Consider the following 23,290-nt stretch of genomic DNA (forward strand, 5'->3'; position numbering starts at 1 on the left):
TAGCCATCCGTCTCAAGGGCTTCTCCTCCCGGGTGATGGAAGGCGAGCTCGCCGCCAAGACGGACGCGCAGAAGATCACGCTGACGCCGGTCTGGGAGTCATTCATTCCGGAGCGGGTGCACGACTCTCCGGCGCGCTCTGCCCGGGTGTCGATCGCGGGCGGAACCGCCGGTCAGGTGCGCGCGATCAAGCAGCGCTTCCCGCAAGCGAAGGTGCTCGAGCTCGATGCTGCCGATACGATCGGAGACGTCACCGGACACCTGAAGGCGCACGGAGAGATAGACCATCTCGTGTGGATCGCGCCGGAGAGCCCGATCGCGTCGATCGCCGATCCGTCGATCATCGAGGAGCAGGAGCGCGGGGTCCTCTCCTTGTTCCGCACGGTGAAGGCCTTGCTGGCGCTGGGATACGAGGCGAAGGAGCTCGGCTGGACGGTCGTGACCACGCAGGCACAGGCCGTTCATCCGTCCGATGCGGTCAATCCGACCCACGCCAGCTTGCACGGCTTCATCGGATCCATGGCCAAGGAGTACCCGAGCTGGAGCGTGCGCCTGCTGGACGTGGCGGGCGAGTGGAGCGTCGACGACCTGTTCACCTTGCAGCACGATCCGTCGGGCGACGCCCTCGCAACCCGGGAGAAGCAATGGTACCGCCAGAAGCTCTTGCCGGTCACGGGGCTGGCCGCCGGCCGAGATCTGTACCGTCGAGGCGGGGTCTACGTGGTGATCGGCGGCGCCAGCGGGATTGGCACGATCTGGACCGAGCACATGGTTCGGACCTACAAAGCCCACGTCGTCTGGATCGGACGGCGGGAGATGGACGCCAGGATCCTGGCCCAGATCGACAGGCTCGCACAGCTGGGGCCCGCGCCGACCTATATCGCGGCGGACGCCACCGATCTGCGCGCGCTTGAACAGGCATATGCACAGATAAAGCGGCGGCATCCACGCATTCACGGGCTCGTTCACTCGGCGCTGGTGCTGCTGGACAAAGGCCTGGCGAGCATGGATGAAGATCGCTTCAAGGCAGGCCTGGCGCCGAAGGTGGAGGCGACCGTCCATATGGCCCAGGTGTTCGCCGCGGAGCCGCTGGACTTCGTCCTGTACTTCTCGTCGATGGGCGCGTTCGTGAAGGCCGCCGGACAGAGCAACTACTCGGCCGGCTGCACGTTCAAGGACGCGTACGCCCTGCGCATGGCCCGGGACTGGTCGTGCGCCGTGAAGGTCATGGACTGGGGCTACTGGGGGACGGTGGGGATCGTCAACTCGAAGGAGTACCAGGACCGCATGGCGCAGCAGGGGGTCGGCTCGATAGAGCCGCCGGAGGCGATGGCCGCTCTGGACGCGCTCCTCGGCGGCCCGCTCGATCAGGTGGCCTTCATGAAGGCCCTCGGTGGGGATCAGGTCTACCGGCGGTTTGGAGCGGAGACGATCGAGGCGTACCCCGAGACGACAGCGTCCGCCATCGAAGGGCTGAAAGACCTCATCGTCCTTCCGCCGGTGCCCCCCCAGCCGGACTCCCACAGGTTGGATTCGCTGCTCACCAAGCTGCTATGGCTCCAGATGCGGTCGGCCGGCCTGTTCACGGAGAAGCGAGCGGCGATCGCCGACCTCAAAGCCAGATTGCACGGCATGTACCGCCGATGGCTGGACGAGACGATCGCCGTCCTGGTCCGCGGCGGCTACCTGACCGCCGACGAGACACACTGCTATCACGACGGGGCGGGCGAGCTGGATCGCGACGCCGCCTGGAGAGAATGGGACGAGCTCGTGCGTTCGTGGAAGCCCGATCCGAACCGGAAGGCCCAGGTCGTGCTCCTCGACACGACGATGCGGGCGCTCCCGGATATCGTGCTGGGCAAGGTGCGGGCCACCGACATCATCTTTCCCAACGCCTCGTTGGAGCTGGTGGAAGGGATCTACAAACGCAACCAGATCGCCGACTACTTCAACGAGGTGCTCGCGAGCACGATGGTGGCCTACATGCAGGAGCGGATCAGGCAAGACCGCTCGGCGCGGGTCCGCATCTTCGAGATCGGCGCCGGCACCGGCGGCACCAGCTCGCTGCTGTTCCGGAAGCTGAAGTCGTTCCACGCCAATATCCAGGAATACTGCTACACGGACCTCTCCCGCGCGTTCCTGTTCCATGCAGAGAAGGAGTACGGCCCGGAGAACCCCTTCCTGACGTACAAGATCTTCGACGTGACGAAGCCGCTGGCCGGCCAGGGCGTCGACGTCGGTCAGTACGATATCGTCGTCGCGGCGAACGTGCTGCACGCCACGCGCACCATGCGGCGGACCATGCGCAACGCGAAGGCGCTGCTGCGCAAGAACGGGCTGATCCTGCTGAACGAGATCGTCAGCAACACGCTCTTCCTCCAGCTGACGTTCGGGCTCACCGAGGGCTGGTGGCTGTTCGAGGACCCGGAGCTGCGTATTCCGGGCTCCCCGGCGCTGGACGCGGCGACGTGGAAGCGGCTCCTGGAGACGGAAGGGTTCCGGTCCGTGAGTTATCCGGCCGAGGCGGGGCAGCATCTGGGCGTGCAGATCGTCGTCGCGGAGAGCGACGGCGTCGTGCGCCAGCACCATTCAGAGAAGCAGGCGGCCCTGGAGCCGCCGCCGAAGCGCGAGCCGAAGGCGAAGAAGAACGGGAACGGTGAGGGCAAGGCGGCGGAGCGGGGCGCCGTCGCCGACGCGCAGCCGCGCGAGGAGAGCGCCGCGCTCATCAAGAGGCTGATCGGCGAGACCATGAAGACGCCGAGCCACAAGATCAACGGCCACCGTTCGCCCCCTCAAGCGATGTCCGCCGGAAATAACGGAACGCATCAAGGGCCTCTGGGGAGAGCGAAAGGATGACGCCCGTCAACGAAATGCAGCGGGAAGTCGTTCATCGATTCGAGCGGTTGTCGAACTTCCGTGACGTCGGCGGCGTGAAGACGGTGGACGGCCGTACCTTCAAGACGGGCGTGCTGTTCCGCTCGGATGAGCTGTCCCGCATGACGCCCCAGGACGTCGTGAAGCTGCAGGAGCTCAAGATCAACGTGATCTGCGACCTGCGGGCGCCCAAGGAGAGCCGGAAGAAACAACCGCGCGTCGCGCCGAGCAAGCCGCTCCCGGTGGTGAACATCCCGCTCGTCGAGCAGGCCACCGAGGACGCCCTCTTCCGCCGCAGGACGATGTTCAAGTTCCTGTTCGCCAAGACAGGCGGCGAGCAGTACTGGGAGTTCACAAAGGCGTACTACCATCACATCGCCTTCAATCAGACGTACCGGATTCGCGAGGTGATCACGTTCCTCTCGAACGAAGAGAACCTCCCCGCGCTGATCCACTGCACCATGGGCAAGGATCGCACCGGCTTCCTGGTCGCCGTGATCCAGCTGCTCGTCGGCGTCCCGTACGAGACGGTGCTCGAAGACTATCTGCGGACGAACGACTACCTGGGACCGCGCTGGGAGAAGGTCGTCAAGACCATGCGGATCATGACCCTGTTCCAGGTGTCCCCGGAGCGCATGAGGCTGATGGTGAAGGCGCACCCGGAGTTCCTGTACGAGGTGCACGACAACATCATCAAGAGATTCGGTTCTATCGAAGCGTACCTCTGTGACGGTTGTGGAATCGACCTAGACACTCAGCAGAGGCTGAAGGATCGGCTCCTGGCGTAGCGGCGCCGCGTGTTGAAGGTCGAGCTTTCTTGAGGAGTGAAGGAAACGTGAGCGAACAAACATTCTGGTTCATCGTCCAGCAAGCAACCGTCATCGCCGTCATTTACGTGGCCTCGTACGTCGGCGGGACGCTCGTCGTAAGGAAGGGCCTTAAGGTCAACTACTCACGGAAGATCATCCATTTTTCCGGGTTCCTGGCGCCGGTCCTGGTGACGGCGATCATGCCGGTGCAGACGATGTATTCGATCAGCAATGTCCTCTGGGGCACGGCCGTATCGCTGCTCTCCATGGCCGTCTACACGAAGCCTGTCCGCGAGCGCAGCGCGATCGCGATGCGCATGTTCCACGCCATGGATCGGCCCGAGGACCGGCCCCACACCTTGCTGTGGCTGTACACGCAGATGGTGGCGGGCGCCCTGGTCCTGATCCCCGTCGTGATTTACTTCCAGAACCGGGGTTTGATGATGCTGGCGACGATCCCGATCCTGATCAACGGCCTCGGTGACGGCCTCGCCGAGCCCGTGGGCGTGAGGTGGGGCAAGCACAAATACAACGTGCGCGCGCTCTTCACCAAGCAGACGTACACCCGCAGCATCGAAGGCAGCGCCTGCGTCTTCATCACCTCCATCCTGGCGCTCGTGCTCTTCCGGGACAGCTTCACCGGCACGCAGCTCCTCATCCTGCTGCTCGTGGTCCCGCTGGCGTCGACGCTCGCCGAGGCGTTCTCGCCGCACACCTGGGACACGCCGTTCATCCTGCTGACAGGCTCTATCCCTCTCATCTTGGTCCGAGCGATCTGATCCGAGCTGGGCGCGAGCCGAGGATGAATCGATGCGATCTGCAAACGACATGACCGTTTTCCCGAACGCCGTGCCGACGCCGGGCGAGAGAGAAGAAGCGGTCCTCGTGAAGGAATGGAGAGCCAGCGGTCCTCTGCCGACCGATGCGCTCCCCTCCGGCGCGGTGGTCGTGTTGCAGACGGCAGCGACGTCGCACCTTGCAGCCAGCTTGTTGGTCGGCCACCAGGATCTTCAGGTGGCGCACGGGGCGGCGGATTTTTATTCGGCCGATGCCGGCGAGCGCCTGTACGACCAGGTGAGGGACCAGATCGGCGGCCGCAGGCTGCTCGGGGTCGTCGACATCACCGCGTACGATCGTCTGTATGAGCAGTCGACGGCCGTGGAGGACGGCAAGATCTCCTTCCTGCGGGCCTGCATCGAGCGCGATCGCCGCGACGGGCCGATCCTGCTGCAGGTGACCCACAACCTGCAGGCGTGGCAGGCGGCAGCGCCGACGTTGCAGGGGGCGCGGACCGTCGGCCTCTACCGCATGCTGGGCTCCGAGTACAAGCAGATCCGCTCCGTCACGATGGACAGCGACTGCCCGATCTCGGACCCTCTCGCGCTGGCGGCCCAGATCGAGCGGGAGTTTCTCGGCGCCGGTCAGTGGAGTCTATCCGAGTGTTGTTACCGAAATGGTCAACGCTTCGAGCCGGAGCTCGTCAGGATCCCGGTCACGGCGGCGGGGCGGATGTCCTATGCGCCGGAGGATGTCCTCCTGATCACGGGGGGGACGCGCGGCATCGGGGCGGCGGTGGCCGAGCACGCGGTGGCGCAGGGCTGCCGTCGCCTGGTGCTGATGGGCCGTGAAGACCTGGCCTCTGCGAGCGAGGACAAGAGGCGGCGGCTTCAGCGGTTTGCCGACCAGGGCGTGCAGGTGCTCTATCACAACACGCCGCTCACCGACGTGGACGGCCTGCGATCCATGGTCGAGGACATCCATCGCAGGGCCGGCCGGATCACGGGCGTTTTCCACTGCGCCGGCGCGGTCGGCAAGAACCCGCCGTTCCTCGAGAAGACGGCCGACGAGATCCGCGCGGTCTGCGGACCGAAGATGACCGGGCTGGCCACGCTGCACGAGGCGCTCGGTCAGGAGCCGCTTCGCTTCTTCGTGCTGTTCTCCTCGGTCTCGGGCGTGGCCCCGGATCTGGCGGCCGGGATGAGCGATTACGGGATGGCCAATGCGTACATGGACCATTACGCCGCGGCTCAGGCGGCGCAGGGACGCACGTACTTCAGGTCGATCCAGTGGCCGGTGTGGGGCGAGGTCGGGGCGGCGGCTGGTCAGGACGCCACACCGGCCTACAAGAAGACGGGTCTTGTCCCGATAACGACCGCGGAGGGGCTGTCGCTCCTCGACCGTCTCGTCGGCTCTCCCTCCACGGTCTCGCTGCCATTCGTCAGCGAAGAGATGCCGGCCGGGTTCGAGAGGCTGCTGCAGATCAGACATCGAGCGGCCCCGATGAGCGTGCCAGCGGCTTCGGTGGCCGTCCCGCTGCGCCAACGCGAGCAGGTGGACGCTTCCCCGGACACCCGCAGGTGGCTGCGCGAGATCTTCCGCGCGGAATCGAGGCCCTCGGCCGAGCGGCCGGCAGAGGCGTCCGCTCAGGCTGATGAGCCTGCGCCCCCGTCGGCGGCGGCGCCTGCACCCGCAACGGTGCGCGCGGTGGGCGCTTCGGCTTCGTCTTCTCGGGCGCCTGCCGCCGCTCGGGGCGACGAGATCGCGATCGTGGGACTGGCCTGCCGGATGCCGGGCGCCCGGGACAAGGACGCCTATTGGAGGCTCCTGACAAGCGGCGAGGTGGCGCTCCGGCCGGTCGATGCGGACCGCTGGGCGCCCCGCGGAAGCCGGGTGGACTACGGCGGCTGGATGGATGACGTGGATCGCTTCGATCCCGCCTTCTTCAACATCCAGGAAGCGGACGCGGCCATCATGGATCCGCAGGCGCGCGTCCTCCTGGAGGAGAGCCTCGCGGCGATCTACGACGCGGGGTACCAGCACAAGGAGCTCTCCGGCGCGAAGGTCGGCGTCTACGTCGGCGGCCGCTCGCAGCCGAACCCCGACAAGCCCGCCGTGCTGGCCGCACCGAACCCGATCCTGGGGAGCGGGCAGAACTACCTCGCGACCAACATCTCGCGCTCCTTCAACTTCAGGGGGCCGAGCATGGTGGTGGATACGGCGTGCTCCTCCGGCCTGGCCGCGATCGCCATCGCGGTCGATGCCCTGAAGTGCGGGCGCATCGAGCTGGCGCTCGCCGGGGCGATCAGCGTGCTGCACACGCCGAGCACACACGACCTCTTCGGAGCCCGCAACATCCTCAGCCGCGAGGGCAAGCTCGAGCTCTTCTGCAAGGACTCCTCGGGCGATGTGCTGGGTGAGGGCGCGGGCGTCGTCCTCTTGAAGCGGCTTCGAGACGCGCTCCGGGATGGAGACGCGATCTACGGCGTGATCCGCGCGATCGCCTCGAACAACGACGGCCGCACCCTGGGGCCGGGCTCCCCGAGCATGGCGGCGCAGAAGCAGGTCATCCAGGAGGCGCTGGCCGAGGCCGGCAAACGTCCGGAGGACGTCGGCTACATCGAGGTCAACGGCGGCGGCTCGCCGGTTGTCGACACGATCGAGATCAAGGCGCTGGCCGAAGCGTATCGGCTCGGCGATCGCTCGCTGCCGCCGTGCTCGCTCGGCTCGGTCAAGCCCAACGTCGGGCACCTGCTCTGCGCGGCGGGGATGGCCGGGTTCATCCGCTGCGTGCTCAGCGTCTCACGCGCGCAGATCCCGCCGTTCTTGTCGGCCCACGAGCCGTTCGAGCACTACGACTTCGCGTCCTCTCGGATCGCCTTCACCCGGCAGACGACTCCATGGGAGCCCGGCTTCGGCGGAACACGCGTCGCCGCCCTGAGCTCGTTCCCCGACGGAGGGACCAACTTTCACGTCCTCATCGAGCAGCTGGTGCCGGACGGAGAGTACCGGCAGAGGAGGTGGCCGGCCGCGCCCCCGCAGCTGGCCCGCAAGTCGTTCCCTTTGACTCAAGCGCGCCGAGACGTGGCCGACCAGCCTCCCTCGTCCATTCAAAACGTCTGGGGTCGCTATGATGGAAAATGTCTTTGAGGACGTCCTGTCAACCGACTCAACCGACTCAACCGACGATCCGGTCATTCGAGGCCATGTCGTCCATGGCGTTGATCCGGCGTTGCCGCTGGCCAGGGGCCCGTTGACTATGTACGAGGATCGATTTATTATGCTACCCGCCGATGAACGCGCGGGTGATGGCCGCGGTGCAGGGCGACGACTCGGCCCTGTGTACCTGCGAGGATGCGCACGCGCGGCGCGGAGGACGTCCGTGATCGGGCTGAAGAAGCGCATCGTCATTCTGCCGGCCCCGCAGCTCTCGGGCTCCCCCAGGGAGTGCCCCCTATGAACGACCTGGACGAGCTGCTCACAAAGCTGCTGTGGATACAGATGCAGGCGGCCGGCTTCTTCGTGGAGCGGAAGACCGCGGCCTCTGAGCTGAAGGCCAGGCTGCGCGGGGTCCATGGCCGGTGGCTTGAGGAGACGATCGCCTCGTTGGTCCGCGGGGGCTACCTGAGGTTCGAGGGCACGTCGTGTGTCCGCGAAGAGTCGACGCCGCTGGAGCGCGCTGCCGTCTTTCGCGCGTGGGACGAGCACGTCCGCTCCCAAGGGCAGGACCCGCACCGGAGAGCGCAGATCGCGCTGCTGGACGCCACGATGCGCGCGCTCCCCGAGATCGTGCTCGGCAAGGTGCCCGCCACCCAGATCCTGTTCTCGGGCGTCTCAACAAACCAGGCCGAGGGGGGCCACGAGCGCGACGAGGTCGCCGACTACCACAACGAGGTGCTCGCCGACACGGTCGTGGCCTATGTGGAGGAGCGGATCGCGCGCGAGCCGTCGGCGCGCATTCGCATCTTCGAGATTGGCGCGGGCACCGGTGACACAAGCGCGCTCCTGCTGCGGAAGCTCGGGCCGTACCACCGCAACCTGCAAGAGTATTGCTATACCGATCTCTCCCAGGCGTCGCTGCTGCACGCGCAGACGGAGTACGGCCCGGGGAACCCGTTCCTCACGTACGAGATCTTCGACCCGATGGCGCCGCCGGCCGAGCAGGGGATCGACGCCGGTCGATACGATATCGTCGTCGCGGCCAACGTGCTGCACGCGACGCGCGATGTCCGCCTGGCCATCCGCAACGCCAAGGCGCTGCTGCGCAAGAGCGGGGTGATCGTCCTCAACGAGCTCAGCCGCAACTCGCTGTTCCTCCACTTGACGTTTGGCCTCACGGAGGGCTGGTGGCTCTACGAGGACGAGGAGCTGCGCGTCCCGGGCTCCCCGGTGCTCGACCCGGCCGCCTGGAAGCGGGTCTTGGAGATGGAGGGGTTCCGCTCCGTCAGGTATCCGGCGGAGGCGGGGCATCATCTCGGCCTGCAGATCATCGTGGCCGAGGGCGACGGTGTCGTCCGGCAGCAGCGCGAGGTGATGCCGGCGGCCGCGCAGCCGGAGCCGCCGGCGCCCGAGGGCGCGCGGCCGCGGGCGAAGAGGACCAAGACGGTCAAGGTCGAGGTCGCCGCCGCCGCCGCCGCCCAGGGGAGCGCCGTGAGCGACGAGCTGCTCCGCGAGAAGAGCGTCGCGTTCCTCAAGACGCTGATCGGCGAGACGATGAAGGTCCCGAGCCACCGGATCGATCCCGCCGAGCCGTTCGAGAGCTACGGAATCGACTCGATCCTGGTGGTGCGGCTGAGCAGCGCCCTCCGGAAGCACATCGAGGATGTGAGCAGCACCCTGTTCTTCGAGTGCCAGACGATCAACGCGCTGGTCGAGCACTTCATGAAGACGGCGCGGCCAGCGTTGATGGCGATGACCGGCCTGACGGAGCAGGCCGACGGCCCCGAGTCGGTCTGGACCGAGGTCGAGGCGGGCGAGGAGCAGGAGGAGGAGGACGAGGCGCCGGGCGAGCCCCCCGCGCCGCCCGCTATCGCGCGCTTCGTGCCGCGGTCCAGGGTCGCGCCTCCGGTGCCTGCGCGCGCTTCCGAGCAGCCGCAGCATGCCGCCTCCCGGGGCGTCGCGCTCAACGGCATCTCCGGTCGCCATCCCCAGGTGAAGAGGACCAAGACGGTCAAGGTCGAGGTCGCCGCCCGGGGGAGCGCCGTGAGCGACGAGCTGCTCCGCGAGAAGAGCGTCGCGTTCCTCAAGACGCTGATCGGCGAGACGATGAAGATCCCGAGTCACCGGATCGATCCCGCCGAGCCGTTCGAGAGCTACGGAATCGACTCGATCCTGGTGGTGCGGCTGAGCAGCGCCCTCCGGAAGCACATCGAGGATGTGAGCAGCACGCTGTTCTTCGAGTGCCAGACGATCAACGCGCTGGTCGAGCACTTCATGAAGACGGCGCGGCCGGCGCTGATGGCGATGACCGGCCTGACGGAGCAGGCCGATGGCCCCGAGTCGGTCTGGACCGAGGTTGAGGTGGACGAGGAGCAGGAGGAGGTCGAGCCGCCGAGCGAGCCGCCCGCCACCTCGCACCTTGCCCCGCGGTCCACGGCCGCGCCCTCGGTACCCGCGCCCTCGGTACCCGCGCCTTCGGTGTCCCCGCCTTCGATGCCCGCGCCCTCGGTGCCCGCGCGCGCTTCCGCGCAGCCGCAGCGTGCCGAGCCCCGGGACGTCGCGATCATCGGCGTCTCGGGCCGCTATCCCCAGGCGAAGAACGTCGCCGAGTTCTGGCGCAACCTCAAGGAGGGGCGCAACTGCATCCGCGAGATCCCCGCCGACCGCTGGGACTGGAGAGCCTACTTCGACGAGCAGAAAGGCAAATTCGGCTCGGTTTACACCCGGTGGGGCGGCTTCATCGAGGACATCGACAAGTTCGACCCGCTGTTCTTCAAGATCTCTCCTCGCGACGCGGAGTGGATGGACCCGCAGGAGCGCCTGTTCCTGGAGGTGGCCTATGAGACCCTCCAGGACGCGGGCTACACGCCGCGGAGCATCTCGCCGGCCCGCAAGGTCGGCGTCTTCGCCGGGGTGATGAACGGCAACTACGCGACGGGGCCGAGCTACTACTCGATCACCAACCGTGTCTCGTACCTCTTCGACTTCCAGGGGCCGAGCGTCTCCGTGGACACGGCCTGCTCGGCGTCGCTGACGGCCATCCACCTCGCCCTCGAGAGCCTCAACAGCGGCACGTGCGAGTGCGCGATCGCGGGCGGGGTCAACCTGATCGTCGATCCGGTCCATTACGTGAAGCTGTCGGCGGTCGGCATGCTCACGCCGGGTGATCGGTGCCGGTCCTTCGGTGAACACGCCGACGGGTTCGTCGATGGCGAGGGCGTCGGCGCGGTGCTCCTGAAGCCGCTGCACAAGGCCCTCGAGGACGGCGATCAGATTTACGGCGTCATCAAGGGCAGCATGATCAACGCCGGCGGGAAGACGAACGGTTACTCCGTCCCGAACCCGCAAGCGCAGCGGCAGGTGGTGCGCGATGCCCTGGTTCGCGCCGGGGTGGACGCCAGAGCCGTCAGCTACATCGAGGCGCACGGCACCGGGACCTCGCTCGGCGATCCGATCGAGATCGCGGGCCTCACCGGCGCCTTCCGCGAGTTCACGGCGGCGACCGAGTTCTGCGCGATCGGCTCTGTGAAGTCGAACATCGGCCACTGCGAGAGCGCGGCGGGCATCTCGGGCCTGATCAAGGTGCTCATGCAGATGAAGCACGGGCAGCTGGCGCCGACGCTCCACGCGCGGTCGCTGAACCCCAATATCGACTTCGCCCGGACTCCGTTCGTCGTTCAGCAGGAGTTGGCCGAGTGGAAGCGCCCCGTGGTCGAGGTGGGCGGCGTCGAGCGGGAGTTTCCTCGCATCGCCGGCATCTCCTCCTTCGGGGCGGGCGGGGCGAACGCACACGTCGTCGTGCAGGAGCTCGTGCCTGACGGTGCGGAGCACGCCACCCAGGCCATCGACGAGCGCAATCCGGCGGTGATCGTGCTGTCGGCCAGGAACGCGGAGCGCCTCCGTGAGCTGGCGCAGCGGCTTGCGGCGGCGCTCCGCGACGGCCAGCTCAGCGATGCGAACCTGGCCGATGCAGCCTATACGCTCCAGGTCGGCCGCGAGGCGATGGACGTCCGCCTGGCGCTCGTCGTGAGCTCCGTGAAGCAGCTGGAGGAGCGGCTGCACGCCTTCGTGCAGGGGCAGGAGGGCCTCGAGGGGGTGTTCTCGGGGAGCGTCCGGCGCGACCGCGACAACCTCGCTGCGCTCGCCTCCGATGAGGACATGGCGCACACCATCGAGACGTGGATGGCCAAGGGGAAGCACGCGAAGCTGCTGGACCTCTGGGTCAACGGCCTCGATGTGGAGTGGAGCAAGATGTACAGAGGCGCAAGGCCGCGCCGGATGAGCTTGCCCACGTATCCGTTCGCCCGCGAGCGCTACTGGATGAGCGCGCCGATCGCGAAGCGGCCGCAGGAAGGCTCCCGCAGGCGCGTCTTCCTGGAGAAGCAGTGGGAGCCGTCGCCGATCGGATCGACTCGAGCGCTCGGCGGAAAGGTCGCCATCCTGGCGAGCGCAGAGACGGCCGAGCTGGCGGGCCGGCTCTCCGAGGTCCTCCCCCGGAGCGAGATCTTCCGCATCGACGCGGAAGGCGCGGACCTGTCGGAGCAGACCCTCCGGGAGGTGTGCGCGGTGGTGGACGTGGCGGCCTCCGGAGCGGACGAGGCAGGCCTCTCGACCGGCTGGATCCCCTTTGCTCAGAAGGTGATCGAGCGCGGGCCTCGCGATCTGGTGCCGATCCTGTGCGTCACGCGCGGCCTGGAGGCGTTTCGAAATGAGCGCGTCAATCTGGCCGGAGCTGCCTGCGTGGGGGCGTACCGCACATTGCAGAGCGAATACGGTCACGTCCGCTCGCGCCACCTGGATGTCGACGCGTTCCTGAACGCAACCGAGCTGGCGCGCCTTGTCGCGGGTGAGCTTCATGCGGACTCGCAGGAGTCCGAGGTCTGCTACCGAGACGGGATCCGCTTCCGGTCGCGCCTCGCCGAGCACGCGGGCCAGTCCGAGCCGGCCGATGGCGGCGGGCTCCCCGAGGACCATGTCCTCTTGATCACCGGCGGGACTCGGGGGCTCGGCCTGCTGTGCGCTCGGCACTTCGTCTCCCGTCACGGGGTGAAGCGCCTGGTCCTGACTGGACGAGACGCGCTCCCGCCGCGCGACGCGTGGGACCGCGCGTCGCAGGAGGACTCCGCCGCGGCGGAGAAGATCCGGGCGATTCGCGCCCTGGAGGCGCAGGGCGTCCAGGTCGAGCTGCTGTCCGTATCGCTGGCCGACGAGCAGGCGCTCCGTCAAGCCATCGTCGACGTCAAGCAGCGCATGGGCCCCATCGAAGGCGTCATCCACTGCGCCGGGATGTCCGACCGGGAGAATCCCGCGTTCATCCGCAAGCCGCTCGACACGTTCGAGCAGGTGGCCGCACCGAAGGTGGCCGGTCTGAATGCCCTGTACCGGTGCCTGGAGCAGGAGCCGCTTCGGTTCTTCGTGCTCTTCTCCTCCGTGTCGGCGGCGATTCCGGCCCTGGGAGCCGGCCAGATCGACTACGCGATGGCCAATGGGTACATGGATTACTTCGCTGCCGCGAAGGCGCCGCGCGCTCGGGTGGTGAGCGTCCAGTGGCCCGCCTGGAGCGAGACCGGCATGGGCAAGGGCGGTCACAGCAAGCCGTACGATCAGACCGGCCTGCTGACCCTTTCGGACGCGGAGGGGCTCGCCTTGCTGGACGAGATCCTCTCCCGGCGAATGGGCCCCGTCGTCCTGCCCGCGCTCGTCGATGCGTCGCGGTGGGACCCGGAGCGGCTCCTGCACCGTGCCAAAGAGACCGCAGCGCCCTCCGACGCGCTGCCGAGGCGAGAGGCCGCGACCTCCGCGCCTGCGCCCTCGTCCGGAGTGGACGAGGTGCAGGCCTGGGTGGCCTCGATCCTCGCCGAAGAGCTGCGGCTGGATCCGATCAAGCTCGAGGCGAACGTGCCGTTTCAGGAATACGGCATGGACTCGATCCTTTTGCAGCAGGTGGTCACAAAGATGGACCGCAAGCTGCCGGGCGTCTCGGTCGAGCCTGGGATGCTCCTGGAGTTCCCGACGCTCGGGCGGTTGTCCGAGCACATGGCCTCTCGCTACGCGGAGGCGTTCGCAGCGGTGTTTACGGCGGGAGCGCCGGTGCGCGCGGTGGAGCCGCCGGTGCGCGCGGCCCCGCCGCGCCACGTCGTGCAGGCGGAGCCGCCGGCGCCGCCGGCGCCGATGGCCCGAGCGACCGCGAGACCCGCGGTGCAGGAGGCCCCGCCGGGCGACAAGGTGGCGATCATCGGCATGGCCTGCCATTTCCCGGAGGCGGACGACATCGCCCAGTTCTGGGAGAACCTGCGGTCCGGAAAGGACTGCATGCGGGAAGTCCCGACGTCTCGATGGGACTGGAGGCAGCACTACGCCCCCGGGTACGTACACGGGAAGAGCGCGACAAAGTTTGGCGGGTTCCTCTCGTCGATCGAGGAGTTCGACCCGGCTTACTTCAAGATCCCCGAGTCGCAGGCGCACGAGATCGATCCGCTGCAGAGGCAGTGGCTCGAGGTGAGCGTCGAGGCGCTGGCCGACGCCGGCCAGTCCAGGGAGCGCCTCTGGGGCAAGCGCGTCGGTGTCTTTGCCGGCGCGCGAGCGGGCGCCTTCGCCGCGAAGTTCGCCAAGCAGCTACCGGCCGCGCTCGTCGGTACGGGGCAGAACTTCATCACCGCTCACCTCGCCCACATCCTCAACTTCAGGGGGCCGAACATGGTCGTGGACGCGGCGTGCGCCAGCGCCCTGACCGCGATTCACCTCGCGGCGCAGAGCGTCCTGCGGGGCGAGTCGGAGATCGCGCTGGCGGGCGGCGTCGACGTCCTGCTCGACGAGGCGGCGTTCGTGGCGATGAGCATCAACAAGATCCTCTCACCCGAGGGGCGCTGCAGGACGTTCGACTCGCGAGCCAACGGGATCGGCATCGGCGAAGGCTGCGGGGTCGTGGTCCTCAAGTCGCTGCGCAGGGCGATCGCCGATCAGGACAAGATCTACGGCGTGATCGACGGCTCCGCCATCAACAACGATGGGAACACGATGGGGGTCACCACGCCGAACCCCGATGTCCAGCGCGACGTGATCCTGGCCGCCATCGAGGACGCCGGCGTCCACCCGGAGACGATCTCGTACGTGGAGGCGCACGGCACGGGGACGCTGATCGGCGATCCGATCGAGCTGAAGGGGCTCAGCCAGGCGTTCGCGCCGTACACGTCGCGCAAGCGGTTCTGCGGCGTCGGCAGCGTCAAGAGCAACATGGGGCACCTGCTCAGCGCGGCGGGCGCGGCCAGCCTGATCAAGGTCCTGCTGGCGATGACCCACCGGCAGCTGCCGCCCACGCTGCACTGCGAGCAGCCGAATCCCCGCTTCAACTTCGAGGAGTCCGCGTTCTACCCGGTGCAGGCGCTGAGGCCGTGGACGCACGACGGGCAGGTGCTGCGGGCCGGGATCAGCGGCTTCGGGCTCGGCGGCAACAACGCGCACCTCATCGTCAGCAACGAGGGGATCCCCGCTCACCTCGTCGCGTCCCTGACGCCGAGAGGCGAGAGGGTCGTGTTCAACCGCCGGCGCTACTGGCCTGTGGACTCGGTCGCCGTCTGGCAGCCTCCGGATGACGGAGACTTCATCGAGTTCTTCGAGATCGCGGAGGCTTGACGCACGTGCAGAACGGTCGGGAAGCCAAGACATTCATCCAGGCGATCAAGAACGCGAACTTCATCGTTCGCGATCACCTGGTCCACGGCGTGCGCATCCTGCCGGGCGTGGCCCTGCTGGACATGATCTACCGGCTGGCCGGGGTGTACCTGGGCACGCGGGAGATCGCGCTGGAGAACGTGCTGTTCAAGCAGCCGATCTCCACGTCGGAGGACTTCGACCAGAGCGTCTATGTCACGTTCGCCCCCCGGGGAGCGAAGTGGTCGGTGACCATCGCCAGCCAGAAGGTGAAGGGCGGGGCGCCGGTCGAGGCGAAGAAGAACGAGGTCCTGGAGTGCGTGCTCGCGCTGCGAGCCTCGGGCGCCCCCGGCCGCAAGGTCGATGTCCAGGCGCTCGTCCGCGAGGCGGACAGGAGCTGGGACCTGGACGAGTTCTACCGTTTGGCGAGGGAAGGCCGGATCGAGCACTTCGAGTTCATGAAGACGCTGGGCACGGTCTACCAGCGCGGCCAGGAAGAGCTGATGGTGATCCGCCTGAGCGCCCTGGCGGAGAAGTACCGCAGCAACTTCCACGCTCATCCGGCCTTGCTGGATGCGTCCACGCTCTCGGGCTCGTCGTTCCTGTTGAGCGGGGATCTGCGCGGAGGGAGCGGGCAGGGCACGCCGTTCATCCCGTTCCTTATCCATCGGTTCTGCATCTATCGCCCGCTCCCGCAGACGGTCTACACCTACGCGACCCGGCTGCGCCGTCCGGACGAGCACGGGGCGGGACACGACGACTTCTTCGCGACCGACCTGGCGATCTGCGACGAGCAAGGCGAGGTGCTCGTCGAGTTCCAGAAGCTGACCGTCAAGCGCGTGCGGGAGTCGACGCTGATCACGCGGCTGGCCTCGTCCGCGCGCGGCGCGCCTCCGGCGCCGCCCTCGGAGCGCGCGGCGCCGCCTCCCGAGCGCGCTGCACAGCCCTCGGAGCACGCGATCGGCGCCGCCATGCAGGCGAAGATCGCGGGCATGCTGGGCCGGAGCCCGGCGGAGATCGACCCTCAGACGGGCTTCTACGAGCTCGGCCTGGATTCGACGCAGCTGCTGAGCCTCGTCAAGTGGCTGGAGCAGGAGCTGGGCGCCGAGCTGTATCCGACGCTGCTGTTCGAGTACGCGACGATTCGCCGGCTGACCGGGTATCTGCTCGAGCACCATCCCCACGCCTTCGCTCGCGGCGACAAGGCAGCCCCTTCGGAGACACCGGACGTCCCGGATGCCAGGCAGGCCATCGTCCGCTACCTGCAGGAACAGATCGCCCGTGAGCTGGGGAGAGAGCCGGAGGCCGTCGACGGTCGGATCGGGTTCTACGACCTGGGGCTGGATTCCGCCCAGCTGCTGAACCTCGTCGGGGTGCTGGAACAACGGGTCGGCGATGCGCTGTATCCAACGCTCCTTTTCGAGTACGCGACGGTCGAGCGGCTTGCGGACTACCTTGTGGAGAAGCACGCGGCTGCCTTCCAGGGCAGAGCGCAGGCTCCGGCGGCCGAGGCGCGGGGGCCGGTCGCGTCCGTGGAGTCGGCCGGCCAGCTGATGACGTTCCAGCCGGTGTGGGTGGACTCGCCGCCCCTCGACGCGGGTCGAACGGCGAGGCGACCGGACCATCGCCTTGTGGTGCTGCACGGCTCGGCCGCGGCCCATGAGGCGGGCATTCGAGAGGCGCTCCGCGGCTCCGAGGTGATCCGGCTCTCCTCGGGTGGACCGAGCGTGGCCGCTCGCTTCGAGGAGTCCTTTCAGCAGCTGTTCCGGCGGGTGCAGGCGCAGCTCAAGGAGCGCTCGGGCGCCGAGCTGCTCGTGCAGATCGTCGCAGGCTCCGGTGAAGAAGGCCGCTACGCCTATGCGTTAGGAGCCTTGCTGAAGACGGCTCACAAGGAGAACCCGAGCGTCCACGGCCAGGTGATCGGCATCGAGGGCGTCGAGCGCGATCCCGCGGAGATCGTTCGTTTGCTCGAGCGCGAGTGCTCGTCGCGCGAACCGGGGTGCTCCGAGATCCAGTACGTGGGAGCCCGGCTGGAGCGGCGGGTGCTGAAGTGGCGCAGGAGCGCGCCGGCCGGCGTGCCGGCCGCGCCCGCCTACCGCGATGGCGGGGTGTACCTGATCGCCGGCGGTCTGGGTGGTCTCGGGTACCTGCTGGCGGAGCACCTGCTCCGTCGAGCCAGGGCCCGAGTGGCCCTGCTCGGCCGTTCGCAAGCGGAGCCATCGAGGCTCGACGCCCTCCGGCGCCTGGGGGGAGAGGTCTTCCACGTCCGAGCGGATCTCGGCGACGAGGGCGAGCTCCAGCGCGCGGTGCAGGCCGTTCACGAGCGGATGGGGCCGGTGAACGGGGTCCTGCACCTGGCGGGGTTGCTCAAGGATCAGGTCATCGTCCAGAAGGACCCTTCCGAGATCCTCGACGTCTTCCGCCCGAAGGTCCGAGGCCTGGAGCACCTGGACACGGTCCTGCGCGACGAGCCGCTCGACTTCTTCGTGACCTTCTCGTCGCTCTCCGCCGCGTTCGGCAACCTGGGGCAGTGCGATTACGCGACCGCCAACGCGTTCATGGATTGCTTCATCGAGCAGCGCCGGCGGCTGGTCCGCGAGGGCGCGCGCTTCGGAAAGAGCATTTCCATCGGCTGGCCGCTCTGGCGCGAGGGCGGCATGCAGATCGACCGCGAGCTCGAGCGGATGATGCAGAAGGCCTCCGGCATGAAGGTGCTGCCCGCCGGGGAGGGGCTGCGGGCCCTGGACGAGATCGTCCAGCGGGACGAGGGGCGGACGCTCGTCGTCTATGGCGACGAGCAGCAGGTCGAGGAGCGCATGGGCGCGTTGTTAGCCGCTCGCGCCGATCGCGCCGCGCAGGACGAGCGGGCGAGCCTGCTCGCCAGCGGGCCGAAGGACATCGCGGTCGTCGGGGTGTCGGGTCGCTATCCGATGGCCGGATCCATCGACGAGCTCTACGAGAACCTGCGGGACGGCAGGGACTGCACGTCCAGCATTCCGAAGGAGCGCTGGAAGGATCACCCGCTCCCGTACGACGTGGAGCAGCTCTACAAGTCCGGCGGGTTCATCGACAAGATCGACTGCTTCGATCCGCTCTTCTTCAACATTCCGCCTCGCCACGCGGAGGTGATGGATCCGCAGGCGCGTTTGTTCCTGCAGGCGGCCTGGGAGGCGTGCGAGGACGCCGGGTTCTACCTGGACCGGTCGGAGCACCACTACCCGATGTCCGCGCGGAAAAGCGTGGGTGTGTTCACGGGCGTGTTCTGGAGCCACTACGAGCTGCTCGCCGCAGACCGGACGCAGGGCGGCTCGCCGATGTCGTTCGGCGTGACGCCCGCGGCCATCGCGAACACGGTCTCCTATTGCTTGAACCTCCACGGCCCGTCGATGGCGGTGGACTCGATGTGCTCCTCCTCGCTCACGTCGCTCCACCTGGCCTGCGAGAGCATCCGAAGGGGCGAGTGCGAGTATGCGCTGGCGGGCGGGGTCAACGTCGTCACCCATCCGCACAAGTACATGTTCCTCACCCGCGCCGGCTTCCTGTCGTCCGACGGGAAGTGCCGCAGCTTCGGCGAGGGGGGAGACGGGTATGTGCCGGGCGAGGGCGTCGGGGCCGTGCTCTTGACCACGGTGGAGGAGGCGGAGCGGCAGGGCTACCCCATCTACGGCATCATCAAGGGCTCGGCGCTGAACCACGTCGGCAAGACCTCGGGGCTCACCGTCCCCGATCCTGTCGCCCAGGGCGAGGTCATCGCGCACGCGCTCAGGAACGCGGGGGTCGACGCGGCGACCCTGTCGTATGTCGAGGCGCACGGCACCGGCACGTCGCTGGGGGACCCGATCGAGATCCAGGGCCTGAACCGGGTGTTCCGCCGATCGACGGACCGCACGCAGTTCTGCGCGGTCGGCTCGGCCAAGTCGAACATCGGCCACCTGGAGGGTGCGGCGGGGATCGCCGGCCTGACAAAGGTCCTGCTCCAGCTCCAGCGCGGGCAGCTCTTCCCGTCGCTCCACGGGACGCCGCGCAACCCCTTCATCCCGTTCGAGAGCACCGCTTTCTATGTGGTCGATCGACTCCAGGAGTGGAAGCGGCCCGTGGTCGTGGAGGACGGGGAGCCGGTCGTCTACCCGAGGCGAGCGGGTCTGAGCTCCTTCGGGGCCAGCGGCAGCAACGCGCATGTCGTGATCGAGGAGTACATCCCGAGGGCGGCTCGCGCCTCGGGGCCCGCGGTCGTCTCCGCCGTGGTCGTCCCGCTGAGTGCCCGCACCCGGGAGCGCCTGACGGCCTATGCGCGCAAGCTCCATCGCTTCCTCGGCGAGCGGCAGGTCGATCTGGCCGAGCTTTCGTACACGGCTCAGGTGGGGCGCCAGCCGTTCGAGCACCGTGTCGCCTTCCTCGTTCGCACCCGGGAAGAGCTGCTGCAGAAGCTGTCGGCGTTCGTGAACGGCGAGAAGGACATCCGCGACTGCTTCACGAGCGAGGAGAAGGGCAGCGCGCAGGCCGCCCCCGCCCGTGGACCGGACGCGGCCCGGCTCGCGAGGCGCTGGGCGGACGGAGAGGCCGTGGATTGGTACGAGCTCTATCCAGAGCACAGGCCTCGCAGGATCAGCCTGCCGACGTACCCCTTCGCGGAAGAGCGCTACTGGGTCCCGCAGGGTGGGGCGGAGAAGGCGGAGAAGGCGCCGGCGGTCGCGGCCGAGCCCGAGGCGGCCATCTTCGCGAAGGAATGGAAGCCGCAACCGGCTGGGGCCGCGGCCCGTCCGTCCTCCGGCGTGCTGCTCGTGCTGCAGACGCCGGCCACCGCATCGCTGGCCGCTGCCTTGATTGAGCGCATGGATGGGGTGGAGGCGTTCCACGCCGTTCATGGCGACACGGATTTCTACTCCGCGGAGGCGGGCGCGGCGCTCCATGATCGCGTGAAAAGAGGGCTCTCCGGCCGGACCTTCCTGGGAGTCATCGATCTGACCGCGGTCGACGCCGAATACGAGCGCTCGCTGGACCTGGAGGCGGGGAAGGTCGCGCTCCTGAAACGGCTGATCGAGAACGACAGGGCGGCCGGGTTCACCCTGCTTCAGGTGACCCACAACCTGAAGGACTGCCAGACGCAGGCGCCCACGATGCAGGGCGCGCGCCTCGCCGGCCTGTACCGGATGCTCGGCGCCGAGTACCGGCAAGTCCGCTCCCTCTCCGTGGACAGCGACGCGCCGCTCGGCCAGCGCGAGGTCCTCGTCGAGCAGATCGTCTCCGAGCTCTTCAACGCCGATCCGGCAGGGCCCTCCGAGGTCTGCTACCGGACCGGGCGGCGGCACGTGCCGGAGCTCTCGCTGAAGCGGACGAACGAGGATATCCGCCGGGCCGCGCCGCGTCGCTACACGCAGGACGACGTCATTCTGATCACCGGGGGCACACGCGGGATCGGGGCGGCCGTCGCGGAGCACGTCGTGGCGCAGGGCTGCCGCCACCTGATCTTGATGGGTCGAGAGGTGCTGCCGCCCGCTCCGGAGTGGCGGGGGCTCGTCGCCCGCCCGGACGGCGCGGAGCAGCACGAGAAGCTCGCGCGGCTGCAGCGCCTGATCGAGCAGGGGGTCGACGTTCGCTACTACGCCACGCCGCTCACGGACGCGGGGGCCTTGCAGGAGATGGTGAAGGAGATTCACCGGCATGCGGGCCCCATTCGCGGCGTCTTCCACTGCGCCGGGGTCATGGGGAGCAATCCGGTCTTCTTCCAGAAGGAGGTCTCGGAGATCCAGGCCGTTTGCGAGCCGAAGATCAGAGGGCTGGCCACGCTCGCCGAGGCGCTGCGGGGAGAGCCGCTGTCGTTCTTCCTCCTGTTCTCCTCCGTCTCGAGCCTGTCACCGACGCTGGCGACCGGTCAGAGCGACTACGCGATGGCGAACGCCTTCATGGATGCTTTCGCCGCCCACCAGGCCGGCCAGGGGCGCGCCTGCTTCAAGTCGCTGCAATGGCCCGCGTGGGGCGAGACCGGCATGGCGGCAGGAGAGGGAAGCACCCCGGCCTTTGCGAAGAGCGGGCTCGCCGCGGTCGGCACGGCGGAGGGGCTCAGGCTCCTGGACGCCGCGATGGCGAGCGAGCACGCCGTCAGCTTCCCGTGCGTGCGGAGGCCGAGCGCGTTCTCGGCCGAGGCGCTCCTGCAAGCGAAGCCGGCGAGCCCCGCCCGGGAGAGCGGAAAGCCGGCGGTCCGAGCGGCCGCGCAAGCGGAGGGCCGCGAAGCCATCCGCTCCTGGCTGCGCGACGTGTTCATGTCGGAGCTGAAGCTGACCGAATCGCAGATGCAGGACGACAAACCGTTCGACGAGTACGGCGTCGACTCGATCATCCTCGCGCAGCTCGTCAAGGTCCTGCAGACGAGGGTCGAGAAGAAGCTCGCCCCGGCCCTCCTCCTCGAGCACGGCTCCCTCACGGCGCTCACAAACTACTTTGCGGAGCACCACGAGGGGCTGGTCCGCCAGGTGAGCTCCCCGGCGCAGGCGGGGCTCGCCTCCAGCGCGTCGGTCCATGCTCGGGGGCTCCGCGAGGACGAGCCCCGCTCCGCCCCCGAACCCCCGGCGGCGCCGGAGCGCCAGGCCGCCGCGGCCCCGGCGCGCCAGGCTGCGACCGGCTCGGACGACATCGCGATCGTCGGGATCTCCTGCCGCCTCCCGGAGGCTCCGACAAAGGAGGCGTTCTGGGCGCTCCTCGTGGACGGCCGATCCGCGATCGGGCCGGTCTCCGGGCGCTGGGCGCCCAGGCACGGCCGCGTCGACTACGGCGGCTGGCTCGACGATCACGAGATGTTCGATCCGGGCTTCTTCCGGATGAACGAGGCCGACGCGGCCGTGATGGATCCGCAGGCGCGCGTCATCCTCGAGGAGAGCCTGAAGGCGGTCTATGACGCGGGGTACGACCACAAGGAGCTGTCCGCCGCCAAGGTGGGCGTGTACATCGGCGCGCGCCCGCAGAACCAGGCGGAGCTGCAGGCGGTGCTCGACGCGCCGAACCCGGTGCTGGCCATCTCTCCGAACTACCTGGCCTCGAACATCTCCCGCTTCCTCAACCTGAGAGGGCCGAGCCTCGTGGTGGACACCGCCTGCTCGTCCGCGCTGACGGGCATGTCCTTCGCCGTGGATGCGCTGAAGGCGGGGCGCATCGAGATGGCGCTTGTCGGCGCGGTCTCGCTGACGCTCACGCCCTTCTCACACGACCTCTTCGACGCTCGCGACATCCTGAGCAAAGACGGAAGGTTCGAGCTGTTCGACAAACGCTCGGGCGGCGAGGTCCTCGGCGAGGGAGCCGGGATCGTCGTCCTGAAGCGGCTCGGCGACGCGATCCGCGACGGCAACCAGATCTACGGCGTCCTCAAGGCCGTCGCGTCCAACAACGACGGCCGCACGCTCGGGCCCGGCTCGCCGAACATCGAGGCCCAGAGGCAGGTGCTCCAGGAGGCGCTGGACCTGGCCGGCAAGCAGGCCCCGGAGATCGGGTACATCGAGGTCAACGGCGGCGGCTCGCCCCTGCTCGACTCGATCGAGATCAAGGCGCTTTCCGACGTGTACCAGCTCGGCAACACGGCGCTGCCGGCCTGCGCGGTCGGCTCGATCAAGCCGAACGTCGGGCACCTGCTCCTGGCATCGGGGCTCGCCGGGTTCATCCGCTGCGTGCTCAGCGTGCACTACAAGCAGATACCGCCGTTCCTGTCGGCGAAGGATCCGTTCGAACACTACGACTTCGCGTCGTCCCGTATCCGCTTCAACCGAGAGGCCATCGCGTGGAAGGTGGCTCCCGGCACGGTGCGCGTGGCCGCACAGAGCTCGTTCCCTGACGGAGGGACGAACTGCCACGTTGTGATCGAGGAGTTCGTGGCCGGAGGGGCCTACGAGCAGCGGTACTTCCCGAAGTCTGCGCCCAGCCTGGCGAGGAGGCGCTTCCCCTCGCGAGCCGAGCGACCTGAAAAACGAGCGCCGGAGCCAGCCCCGGCGACCCAGATCTTCTGGGGAGCGGTGGAGGTGGCCTCATGAGCTCGGC

General features: G+C 68.2%; 6 protein-coding genes (1 of these 6 only partly in view). All 6 read left to right on the forward strand.

The window, feature by feature from the left end:
- Window positions 1-2,855, forward strand: partial view of an SDR family NAD(P)-dependent oxidoreductase gene (locus WME90_RS43420; protein WP_437277973.1) — the final stretch only. The gene continues 9,109 nt to the left of window position 1, outside the view; the window shows 2,855 of its 11,964 coding nt (coding positions 9,110-11,964); the start codon falls outside the window, past its left edge; the stop codon is at window positions 2,853-2,855.
- Window positions 2,852-3,661, forward strand: coding sequence for a tyrosine-protein phosphatase (locus tag WME90_RS43425; RefSeq protein ID WP_437277974.1), 810 nt, complete (start codon window positions 2,852-2,854; stop codon window positions 3,659-3,661). Before WME90_RS43420 ends, WME90_RS43425 begins: the two co-directional genes overlap by 4 nt.
- A 47-nt stretch (window positions 3,662-3,708) precedes the next feature.
- Window positions 3,709-4,461 (forward strand): hypothetical protein, encoded by a 753-nt coding sequence (locus WME90_RS43430; RefSeq protein WP_437277975.1) that lies wholly within the window; start codon window positions 3,709-3,711, stop codon window positions 4,459-4,461.
- A 31-nt stretch (window positions 4,462-4,492) separates the two neighbouring features.
- A complete protein-coding gene (locus tag WME90_RS43435) occupies window positions 4,493-7,609 on the forward strand; it encodes an SDR family NAD(P)-dependent oxidoreductase (protein ID WP_437277976.1) in 3,117 nt (1,038 codons plus the stop codon).
- Between the two features lie 306 nt (window positions 7,610-7,915).
- Window positions 7,916-15,250, forward strand: coding sequence for a beta-ketoacyl synthase N-terminal-like domain-containing protein (locus WME90_RS43440; protein ID WP_437277977.1), 7,335 nt, complete (start codon window positions 7,916-7,918; stop codon window positions 15,248-15,250).
- Window positions 15,251-15,255: 5 nt separating this feature from the next.
- Window positions 15,256-23,283, forward strand: a complete 8,028-nt coding sequence (locus WME90_RS43445) for an SDR family NAD(P)-dependent oxidoreductase (protein ID WP_437277978.1) — start codon at window positions 15,256-15,258, stop codon at window positions 23,281-23,283.
- Window positions 23,284-23,290: the final 7 nt, after the last annotated feature.

It is taken from the genome of Sorangium sp. So ce375 (assembly GCF_051473855.1).
Lineage (GTDB): Bacteria > Myxococcota_A > Polyangia > Polyangiales > Polyangiaceae > Sorangium.

Bases quoted from the DNA above. Each gene is read 5' to 3' on its own strand.
- WME90_RS43425 (WP_437277974.1), top strand. From the start codon at position 2,852: ATGACGCCCGTCAACGAAATGCAGCGGGAAGTCGTTCATCGATTCGAG.
- WME90_RS43435 (WP_437277976.1), top strand. From the start codon at position 4,493: ATGCGATCTGCAAACGACATGACCGTTTTCCCGAACGCCGTGCCGACG.
- WME90_RS43440 (WP_437277977.1), top strand. From the start codon at position 7,916: ATGAACGACCTGGACGAGCTGCTCACAAAGCTGCTGTGGATACAGATG.